8 protein-coding genes are annotated in these 10179 nt (G+C 58.5%); 5 read left to right on the top strand and 3 right to left on the bottom strand.

Translation table 11 applies throughout. The features are described from left to right. Positions 1-210 precede the first annotated feature (210 nt). Positions 211-408 carry a hypothetical protein gene (locus tag I5W_RS01315; protein WP_216667372.1) on the top strand — a complete coding sequence of 66 codons (198 nt, stop codon included), beginning with the start codon at positions 211-213 and terminating at the stop codon, positions 406-408. A gap of 6 nt (positions 409-414) precedes the next feature. Here the strand turns inward: I5W_RS01315 and I5W_RS33025 are convergent, their stop codons facing one another. After that, entirely contained in the window at positions 415-666 is a 252-nt protein-coding gene (locus I5W_RS33025; protein ID WP_252716846.1) for a hypothetical protein, read from the bottom strand. Here I5W_RS33025 and I5W_RS01310 point away from each other — a divergent pair. Beyond that, positions 593-2278, top strand: coding sequence for a methyl-accepting chemotaxis protein (locus I5W_RS01310; RefSeq protein WP_083893431.1), 1686 nt, complete (start codon positions 593-595; stop codon positions 2276-2278). The two genes, I5W_RS33025 and I5W_RS01310, sit on opposite strands and share 74 nt — an antisense overlap. A 36-nt stretch (positions 2279-2314) precedes the next feature. Here the strand turns inward: I5W_RS01310 and I5W_RS01305 are convergent, their stop codons facing one another. After that, complete coding sequence (locus I5W_RS01305; RefSeq protein WP_252716844.1) at positions 2315-5080, bottom strand: hypothetical protein; 2766 nt, start codon at positions 5078-5080, stop codon at positions 2315-2317. Between the two features lie 514 nt (positions 5081-5594). Here I5W_RS01305 and I5W_RS33020 point away from each other — a divergent pair. Then, the gene (locus I5W_RS33020; protein ID WP_252716843.1) at positions 5595-6200 is read left to right on the top strand and encodes a hypothetical protein; all 606 of its coding nucleotides are present in this window, start codon (positions 5595-5597) and stop codon (positions 6198-6200) included. Further along, the gene (locus I5W_RS01300) at positions 6197-7351 is read left to right on the top strand and encodes a hypothetical protein (protein WP_252716842.1); all 1155 of its coding nucleotides are present in this window, start codon (positions 6197-6199) and stop codon (positions 7349-7351) included. Before I5W_RS33020 ends, I5W_RS01300 begins: the two co-directional genes overlap by 4 nt. Before the next feature lie 271 nt (positions 7352-7622). On the opposite strand, the gene I5W_RS01295 is transcribed toward I5W_RS01300, so the two are convergent. Continuing rightward, complete coding sequence (locus I5W_RS01295) at positions 7623-9125, bottom strand: acetyl-CoA hydrolase/transferase family protein (RefSeq protein WP_044527883.1); 1503 nt, start codon at positions 9123-9125, stop codon at positions 7623-7625. A gap of 186 nt (positions 9126-9311) precedes the next feature. Between I5W_RS01295 and I5W_RS01290 the strand changes: the two genes are divergently transcribed. Further along, positions 9312-10179, top strand: an 868-nt coding sequence (locus I5W_RS01290) for a LysR substrate-binding domain-containing protein (RefSeq protein WP_252716845.1), incomplete at its 3' end; no start/stop codon positions are given.

Here is a 10179-nt window from a genome sequence, read left to right as displayed (position 1 = left end):
GCTTCGTTAAATTAACAAAAATGGGTTATATAGGGAAATTCCTANGATTCAAGGACGGGCTGGGCAACTATATCGAATCCAACAAATTGCTTTGCAGAACTGTGGGTGACAACTTCCCCTCTTGTCCAGGGCAACTTTGGAAATGAATGACGACCTCCGCAGAGGCGGAGCGGGCATTCGCATCGGATTTCTAAAGTGGGGGAATTAGCAATGGCCATCGAACAAGCTGGTGACGATCTCGTCCATCGTAGCTCAAGAGAGCTGATGTATCAGCTCAACAGGCTCCAGGAGATCATGGAGAGCCTGACTTCAACCTTTGAAGACATCGCGCTTCACGCCGACACCCAACGCAATGATGGCCCCCAATCCGTGGCCGCCGCGGCGATTGCCAAGGCCATGAAGACTTGATGCGTTCTAGTTCTTCTTTTGCAGCAAGGACATCGCAGCCGTGGGGGCTGTCGATATGCAGTTGGGCATCGTTTGCGTGCCTTTCAACTTGAAAAAAACCAGCGATTCGGCTGGGAACAAAGGGGTGGGGAAAATGTTTGGATCATTGACCGTTGGTCGAAAATTGGGGTTGGCCTTTCTTTGCATGGTGGTGGTGTCACTGGCGGGAAGTGCCTTGTCGCTGTTCAATTTCAACAAGCTGGGAGCCGCCAGCTCCATGAATGTTCATACCTACGAGGTGATGGGCACGGCTGACTATATGCTGGTCAATATGGTCAACATCGAGACCGGCATTCGTGGTTACGTGGCCTCGGGCAACGAGGCTTTCCTTGCTCCCTATCTGGAGGGGCGCAAAGAATTCAGGAAGGCCTTCGACGAAGCCAAGAAGCTGACCTCTGACAACCCGGCCCAGCAAAAACGCCTGGCCGAAATGCTGGAGCTGACCAACAAGATCGAAGAGGTCGACCAGACCTTGATCAAACTGCGCAAAGAGGCCAACGCCAGTGGCTCAACGCAAGCCCTGCAAGCGTATTTCGGTGCAGCTAACGACAAGGTCCACATGGACCGCTTCCGTGCGGTGCAGACTGAATTCAACCAGGCCGAAGAGTCGCTGCTCAAGGTGCGTAGCGAGCAGGTCCGTGCATTGAGCAGTTCCACCCTGTCGGTGCTCATCGGCGCCGGTGCCCTGACCGTCCTGTTGGCCATCATCGCCGGCTTTGCAATCACCCGCAGCATCCTCAATGCCCTGGGCGGAGAGCCGGCGGCAGCTGCCCAGGTGGCCCACCATATTGCCTCGGGTGACCTGACCGTGCCGGTGCCCTTGAATAACAACGATCGCGATAGCCTGATGGCCTCGCTGGCGACCATGCGCGAACAGCTCACGACCATCGTGCGCGGCATTCAATCGTCGGGTGAATCCATTTCCGTGGCCGCTGGCGAAATCGCCACCGGCAACACCGACTTGTCCCAACGCACCGAGCAGCAGGCAGCATCGCTGGAAGAAACGGCGTCGAGCATGGAAGAGCTGACCTCCACGGTGCGCCAGAATTCGGACAATGCCAGGCAGGGCAATGTCCTGGCGGAAAACGCCTCCACGCTTGCGGTCAAGGGCGGTGAGGTGGTCGGGCGTGTGATCGATACCATGAACGAAATTTCCGACAGCTCCAACAAGGTGTCCGACATCATCACCGTCATCGAAGGCATCGCCTTCCAGACCAATATCCTGGCGCTCAACGCCGCCGTGGAAGCGGCCCGGGCCGGTGAGCAAGGGCGCGGCTTTGCAGTGGTCGCCAGCGAGGTGCGTTCGCTGGCCCAGCGCAGCGCTGCCGCCGCCAAAGATGTGAAGGATCTCATCAGCCTGTCGGGTGAGCGCGTACAACGCGGCACGCATCTGGTCAGCGAAGCCGGCCAGACCATCAATGAAGTGGTGCAGGCGGTACGCAACGTGACCGATATCATGACCGAGATTTCGGCCGCGTCCTCCGAGCAGACCACGGGCATCGAGCAGGTGAACCAGGCCTTGAGCCAGATGGACCAGGTCACCCAGCAAAATGCCGCCCTGGTGGAGCAAGCCGCAGCGGCGGCCCAGGCGATGTCCGAACAGGCGACCGAATTGCGTAGTGCGGTGGGGATCTTCAAGACAGCCGGCGGCATCGCCCACCCGGCTCCGGTGGCCCGCGCGGCCGTGGTGGTGAAGACGGCGCCCAAGCCGGCACCTGCCGCGGCCCGCTCACTACCTGCCAAGGTACCGCCCCGTGCCAACAAACCTGCGCCCGCACCCTCATCCTCATTCAAAAAGGAAGAGGCCGATGGAGATTGGGAAACCTTCTGAAGGTGGCCGTGCGTGCCGAGCGCAACAATGCCTGCATCAATTATTTGACGCTGGTACCTGCGCGAGCGCATCGCTGCGAGGCTTTCCTGTCACGGCCCTTTCGTAGGGCAAGCGGGTCCGTATGGATAGATTGTGCTCATCCGGTCCGAGCAGATCCGTCATGGTCTTGCTTACCCGTGCAGGAAGTGCCTTGAGCATCTCAGCATAGCGGCGGGCGGCCGCCGCATCCGGTGCGTGTTCTGCGCCACGCAGATAGGAAATCGGCGGACGCGCCACCGACACGCCTGCGGAAACCGCCCAATCCACGGCTGCTCCAGCGCCGGTACGTGCGTACTTGCCAGCCGTAGAGAGTAGCTCTCCGGTGCGCGAGCTCAGACGGCGTAGTGCGGTAGGCATGGTCGCACCGACGCGTGTGGGTAGCTCGGCCAATGCCCGCAGCCCTACCCGTCCTCCATTTTTGAGGTAACTGCCGCCCTCATATACCGGATGGATCATGGCGCCGCCCAACATCGCAACTGTCTGTTGCTGCCACTGACGCAAGCCTTCCTCGGAGATCAGTCGGTTATCCAGCAGAAACTGCACGGCAATGCGCCTGCTCCGGATCGAGCCAACATCCTCATGCGAACAGGACTGCATCACCGCGGCAAGACGACTACGCAGTTCCTGTTCATTGGCGCGATTGGAGATGACCCCCGTGATGGTCATCCAGAGCAACTCGCCAGGACCGAAGAACAGCGTATCCAAGGCAAACGAAATCGCCTGATTCATCCCAGGAATGAGCGAAATGCTGCCTTGCACGACGCCCGAGATAAACTCCATCGGCACCGACAGCCGCACCGCTAGTGCATCAGGCTCATTGTTGAGCTGTTCTTGGGTCATATCCCAGACCGCTCGCTTGACCTGTTCAATGTCGCTGCGGTCGAATGATTGGGTGGCATCGAAGGGATTGTACTGGGGCCAGGCCAGTTGTCCCTGCTCAAGCGCCTGCAAGACCGCCGCCTCAGTCTCGGCCGCCACTTCACCCATCTTCAGGAAAAATCCGGCACTGCACGCCAGGCTGGAGAGCGGCGAAGTCACCGCAACCTTGAATCCGGACTTGAAGGCGCTGGCGGTACGACCGGGCTTCCAGATCTCGATGGCCTTATCAGGCCAAGAGAATACGCCGGACATGATGCCTGCCGGTACCGCGAACGAAGCGGAAGAGGCCATCTGCCCCATCATCGCCGCCGCTTTGGCGGCCACTGAACTTAGTCCTGATCGCAAACTGGCCGAGGTCAGTTCTGCCAGCCCTTGCCCTATCCTCTGTTGTGACGCCACCAACGCACCGGCCAGCGACGCTGCCTCGGTATCGGCGATTGCCGCAGCGCCACTGTCCTTACTATCCTCAGAGTGAACATCGCCACCCGAGGGGCCTTCAAGTGTTTGCTGGGACGTCTCCCGCTTTGCCTCATCGTCACCCAGGACGCAGTCGAGGATGGCGTTGTCAAAGATTTCCCAACTACCCAGTTGCCAGCTGGGATCAAATGTCATCAGGAATTTCTGCCAGGGCGTCGCCACCGACAGGAGCTCTTCAGATACATCCGAAAACAGCTTCTCTGCCGTGCTCTGGCGACTCAACCCAGTTTCGCGACGCATTTCGGCCGGGATCATGCTGTGGTTGATGTAGTTGTTGAGCATCATCATGCCCAGCGAATACACGGCACCACCTATCATACTGCCGCCCAGCGCGCGCCAGCTGTGTTCGATCCGCCCAGCCTGATAACGTGCGTGGATAAGAGCTTGGCTGGCGCGAAAGTCCGCATGGGAAGGCTTGGCCAGTTCGCAACAGATCGCCTGCCTGAACGACTCGATGGATGCACCATCGGGAGCGATATGCACCGAAACCTCGGGCATCACGCTGCATAGCCGGGCGTAATCGTCATGGCCGGTTTTTTCGTCCCAGAGCGCAGCTTGCTGGCGCATCCCGGCCAAGGCGGCACTGATGACGCTGATGCCCTTGAGTTCGATCTCTACAAAGTCATCTGCGGCTCCGGTGCAAGGCGCATGTTCGGTCGCGGCCGCCAGCACCTCCTCGCGCCGGCGCGCGGCATGGTCGCCGTCCTTCCATAGCAGCGCCTGCTTGACCGCGAAGCGCGACTGCAGGTGACGATACTGCGCGTCCATCGATGCACCCATGCAATAACGCAACTCCAGTGGTTGCCCTGGCGGAAGTTCCTGGGCCAGATGCTTGATCTGTTCCAGAAACGCGGGAGCGAGGTTCAGCTCGTCGAGCAGGCTGCTCAGGGCAGGGGCATCGTCTGCGGCGCCGGCGCTGGCCGCCGACAGGCGGCCACTGGCAACATCGATCATCAGCGGACACCGCAGCACAGGCCAGTCCAGAGGGCTGGCCTGAACCTCGATATCGTGATGATCCTGAGTGCGCTCTACATCGGCGTGCACAGATGTGATTTCCGAATGGGTTGCGCGCTGCTGCGCGCGGATTCGCTGTTCGTGGCGAATGTCCAGCATGGCGGGTCGACATGGCAGTTCAGGCTGCGTCGTCATCTCGGAAGAAGCAGTGCCAGGCTCTGGTGCACTGGGAGCAGCGAGCATGGGTTCCTGCAAGAGGCGGATGTCGACGGCCGAATGAAGAGGTAGGTTTTTCATGAAATGGTCTAATAGGTTTTGTGTCGGAATACTCCGCCCGTTCAAGCGGATCACGGCATACCGATCATGGTCCAAGGTTGTTGTCATTACGTCGTTGAAGCAAATTTCTTCACTGCGACCGGGGAAATGAAACGCTTCTATGATCAAGGTATGCAATAAGGCCGCGCCCTCATGGGATTGGGCAGGTGTTCATTGTTCTCTGTCGATTGGAGGCAGGCGGCAGCGAGGCAGGGAGATGAAGGGATCCTGCAGATGAAATCGGCGTCTGCCTGTGCATGGGTATGTCGACCAACGAAGGTTGACGGTTCCACCGAACGGTCAACCGGTATGTCCGCACATCGCGCACCGTGAGGGATGCCGTGCGCGGCGCAAGCGTCACTTGAGATGTGCCTCCTGCTAGCCGGTCTGCCGGATTGACCTTGCTTTTCTTCAGAGAAAGCCGCACATTTTTTAAGGAAACTTTCCGAAGAGATTTTTCGCGAAAATGCGCCGGACACAGACGCTGTGCAAGTCCCTTACAGACTGCTGAAACTATCACCTAGCTGTGGGCACATACTATTTGCAGCGACATGCTGCATCTCGCAACAGATCTCTACAAACAGAAAGTCGTTGGCAGCGATCTGCCTATGGCGACCCGATCTGTTTCAGTCAACTAAAAAATGGAACCAATATGATGAATGTCACATCCCCCCCGCATCCAGCGGAAGACTATGAAATTCCTTCGCAATTACCCACCCAGGCTCAACCGGAAGTAGCGACTCCTGAACCAGGTGAGGCCAGCACATGCAACACCATGCAGCAGTTGAACAAGAACCAGGGAAAGGGCGCAGTTCTTCGTCAACTGGCGGGTGCTTTGCCTACTCTTCATGGTGCGTCGGACTATGCAGTGAACACTACAGCAAATGATGTGTCTGCCATCAAGGCACTGATGTCTGAACTAGCGGAGAAAAAAGAGCGCAATCCAGGCATGAGGGTCGCTCTTGTGTCCGGGGGAAGTACCGCTGGATTCGCTGCAGCACTGACACTGAAGAACAACGGATTTCATGTGATCGTGGCTGAAAAGAGAACCGCATATACCCGTCAAAATACCTTCGTACTCAAAGAAGAAGCGCTGTTTACGCTGGCCAAATTGGCGCCAGAAGGAGTCTTGCTTCGACATCTGATCGAACACAAGTTAATCGATATCAATCGGAATAATATCGGCTCGGAAGAAGGTATTTTCGCCACGAATCAAGGAAGAATCATCAAGTCGGATAACTCCGCCTTTAGATCGTGAAGTGGCTGACCAATAATGATGGCATCCATACTTCGGCGCAGATACCGGTTCGCCTCGGCAAGAATCGGGAAAAAACCGACTATCTGGATTTGCAGACGTCTACGAAGACGCGGCACACTGAGCCTATGGCCTATATGAATCTCGAATGGCCGCAAGGGGAGCCTGTTGCAGCGGTTGATGCCAGGGATTGGCAATATCCGAATCTGTCGACGATCAGTGCGCACAACGTAGCACTATGCCAGATCAGGAATCTGGAAAAAGGGTTGAACCAGTATTGCCTGACCCAGGAGAATATCGATGTCATTTCCGCCGAAGTCTCCTTGCTCACTTCAATGGGACAAAGCGCTGACTACGCTGCGAGACTGACGGTAGGCGCGAACGATGAAAAAGAAGATATCGATCCAGCCATTGAATTCGATCTCATTGTCGTGGCCGAGGGTGCAAACAGTAAGAATGCGTCGCTAGTGAGTGAACAAACCATTAGCCCTACCGTAGAGAGCTGGTACCAGGCCAATTACACTGGCCCCGAAAATACTGCGCCAGGACTGTTCGGCGTGATGTTTGACAAAGAAAAAAAACAACTGACCGCGATTCATCATCTTCATCGGCAAGAGGGGGCGCTCGTCAACATGTCCTTAGGCATTGAGCCTGACAAGCCATTCGATGCTGCCGCCATCAGCAACGCCATGAGTGCAGCACAGCTTATGTGTGAGGTGGGTGGCTCAGACATGAGGATTTCGGATGAAACGATCGAATTCTCATCTCAGAGAATTGATGTGAAAATGAAGCGCGCCGACAACACCATGCGGTCGAATGTCGTGCTTGTCGGAGACTCGGCCGGGTCAGGCTCTCCTGTGGGCGCGTTAGGGGGATCATTGGCGCTGGCGGCCTATCCGCAGATTCTTGAGAATCTGGTAAATCATTTAAATACTTCTGCCACCAGGGCAGCCTCCGAGCAAGCCTATCGGGAACAATCGGCGCGGGCGATCAATATCAGACATGGATTGCCCAGCGATACGATGACCAAGCTTGGCTACTACAGCGCAGAAGTTAACCGACAGCGCATTCAAAACGATGCTTTGGCCTTGTTCCCGGATGTTCAAGATGCTCAAAAGAAGTTGCGCCAACCATCCTCCTTGAACGACGCTTGATAGTCTCGCGTCAACGGACGCCTCTCCAGATACGTGCTGGAACACGCGACGCAAGCGGCGTGTCAATTCGAAGACGAATCCGCATACGCATACCCAGCCGCGCAGATGGTGCCGAGAAGCAGGTGGACCAGGAACAGATTTGCCCCTTATCTAGAACTCATTTCACGCCTATTGGTGAAATGAGTTCTAAGCAGGTATAAGTTAAGTATAAGTTAAGTACAAGGGGCAATAGCTTGATGCAGGCATCTTCCCTGGCACATCATCGGCAGCTTCAGCCCTTGTGCTGATCCAGGCGCATGGTGCGATGCTGTGCGTAATGCTGGTGCCACGAGAACGCCTCGCCCAGCAGATGCGGCGTATGACCGCCCGCCTGGCAGGCACGTTCGAAGTAGTCACGCAGTTGCGGCCGGTAGTCCGGGTGGCAGCACTGTTCGATCACCTTCAGCGCCCGCTCGCGCGGCGCCAGTCCACGCAAGTCGGCCAGCCCCCACTCGGTGACCAGCACATCGACATCGTGCTCGCTGTGGTCCACGTGTGACACCATCGGCACCACGCTGGAAATGGCGCCGTCCTTGGCCACCGACTTGGACACGAAGATCGAGATCTGCCCATTGCGCGCGAAGTCGCCCGAGCCGCCGATGCCGTTCATCATGTGGGTGCCGCCCACGTGGGTGGAATTGACGTTGCCGTAGAGGTCGAACTCCAGCGCCGTGTTCAAGCCGATGATGCCCAACCGGCGCACCACTTCCGGGTGATTGCTGATCTCCTGCGGGCGCAGTACCAGCTTGTCGCGATAGCGATCGAGGTTGGCCAGGAAGTGCTCGTACTTGGCTTGCGACAGCGTGATCGACGAGGCCGAGGCAAAGGCCAACTGGCCCGAGTCCAGCAGTTCGATGGCGCTGTCCTGCAGCACTTCCGAATACATCACCAGGTTGCGGAAGGGTGAATCCACCAGTCCGTGCAAGACCGCATTGGCAATCGTGCCGATGCCGGCCTGCAGCGGTGCCAGCGTATGCGGCAGATGGCCGGCTTCCACTTCGCACTCCAGGAAGTGGATCACGTGGCGTGCGATGGCGCGGGTTTCGTCGTCCGGCGGCAAGACCGTGGAGGGGCTGTCGGGCGTTTCGGTCAACACGATGGCCACCACCTTGGCCGGATCGAAGGGAATGGTCGGATGACCGATGCGGTCGCCCGCGGCGGTCAGCGGGATGGGTTTGCGCTCGGGACGAGCCGCCGGCAGGTAGATGTCGTGCAAGCCTTCCAGGGCCACCGGCATACTGGTATTGAGTTCGATGACGATCTGCTTGGCCTGCTCCACGAAGCTGGCCGAATTGCCCACCGACATGGTGGGCACGATGCCCTCTTCGGTGATGGCCGCGGCTTCGATGACGGCGATGTCGATGCGCGAGGGCGTGCCGCTGCGCAATTGCTCGGCGGTTTCCGACAGGTGCTGGTCGATGAACATGACCTGGCCGGCATTGATCTGCTTGCGCAGGGTGGGGTCGACCTGGAACGGCAGGCGTCGCGCCAGCAGCCCCGCTTCGGCCATCAAGCCGTCGCTGCCATTGCCCAGCGAGGCGCCGGTGATGACGGTGAAATGCAGTTCTTCCTGCGCAGCACGGTCAGCCAGTGCACGCGGCATGGCCTTGGCATCGCCGGCGCGGGTAAAGCCGCTCAAGCCGATGGTCATGCCGTTGTGGAAGAAGGTCGCCGCCTGTGCGGCAGACATGACTTTGCCGGCCAATGCGGGCTGGCGGATGCGCTGGCTATCCATGAGTGTGCTCCTGCTCGGGTTCTTTAGGGTGGGGGCGAAGTGCATCCTTGACGGACTTCTTGCATCTTGTTTGAACCAAGTATAGAAGTCGGCCTGTATGCGCTGTATGATTTAAATTCCGCCGTTGCAGTCGGAAAATGCATACTTTTCCAAGCCACTCCACCTTTGCCTGAAGCCCCCGCCGCCATGGATATCCGCGCCCTGCGCTATTTCACCGAAACGGTGCGCCTGAACAGTTTCAGCCGCGCCGCCGACACCTTGCACGTGACCCAGTCCACCGTCAGCAAGATGGTGCGCCAGCTGGAGGACGAGGTGGACGCACCCTTGCTGATCCGCGATGGGCGTCGCCTGCAACTCACCGATACCGGTCGCGTGGTGTATGAACAGGGCCAGCAGATCCTGGCCTCGATGCAGCGGCTCGACGCCGAGGTGCGCGATACCAAGGCGCTGCGCTGCGGCCGCCTGGAAATCGGCATCCCGCCCATGATCAACATCCTCTGCACGCCGGTACTGAAGGCCTTCCGCGAGCGTCATCCAGAGATTGCCATCGTGCTCAAGGAAGATACCGGCCCGCAGATCGAGCAGCGGGTCGCCAGCGGCGAGCTGGAAATCGGCATGACCGTGCTGCCGGCCGACCCCGACCTGGAATTGCAGACCCTGCCGGTGGCGCGCTACCCGATGTGGGCGGTGGCGCAGGCCGGCAGCTTCCAGAAGAACCGCGCCACCCTGCGCTGCGCCCAGCTCGATGGGATGCCGCTGGTGTTGTTGAACAATGAATTCGGCCTCACCCGCAGCTTGCGCGGTGTCTTCCGCGAGCAAGAGATTACCCCCCAAATCGTGGCCCACGGCTATTCCGAATTCGTCTGGTTCGACAATTTCAAGACCCTCTTCGCTGATCCCACCTATCTCGAAGCGTTCCGCACCACGGCGGTCTTCTCGGCGCTGGTGGCCTTCTTCGGATTGGCGTTGTCGCTGCTGCTGGCGGTCTTTGCCGACCGCGTGCGGCGCGGTGCGGCGCTCTACAAGACCTTCCTGATCTGGCCCTATGCGGTCT

Origin of the sequence: Herbaspirillum sp. B65 (genome assembly GCF_000333555.1) — a bacterium.
GTDB classification, from domain to species: domain Bacteria; phylum Pseudomonadota; class Gammaproteobacteria; order Burkholderiales; family Burkholderiaceae_D; genus Herbaspirillum; species Herbaspirillum rubrisubalbicans.
The sequence above is the reverse complement of the archived record's forward strand: the minus strand, read 5'-3'. Positions and strand labels throughout refer to the sequence as shown.

Bases quoted from the DNA above. Each gene is read 5' to 3' on its own strand.
- I5W_RS01295 (WP_044527883.1), bottom strand. From the start codon at position 9,125: ATGGATAGCCAGCGCATCCGCCAGCCCGCATTGGCCGGCAAAGTCATG.
- I5W_RS01310 (WP_083893431.1), top strand. From the start codon at position 593: ATGGTGGTGGTGTCACTGGCGGGAAGTGCCTTGTCGCTGTTCAATTTC.
- I5W_RS33020 (WP_252716843.1), top strand. From the start codon at position 5,595: ATGATGAATGTCACATCCCCCCCGCATCCAGCGGAAGACTATGAAATT.
- I5W_RS33025 (WP_252716846.1), bottom strand. From the start codon at position 666: ATGGAGCTGGCGGCTCCCAGCTTGTTGAAATTGAACAGCGACAAGGCA.
- I5W_RS01315 (WP_216667372.1), top strand. From the start codon at position 211: ATGGCCATCGAACAAGCTGGTGACGATCTCGTCCATCGTAGCTCAAGA.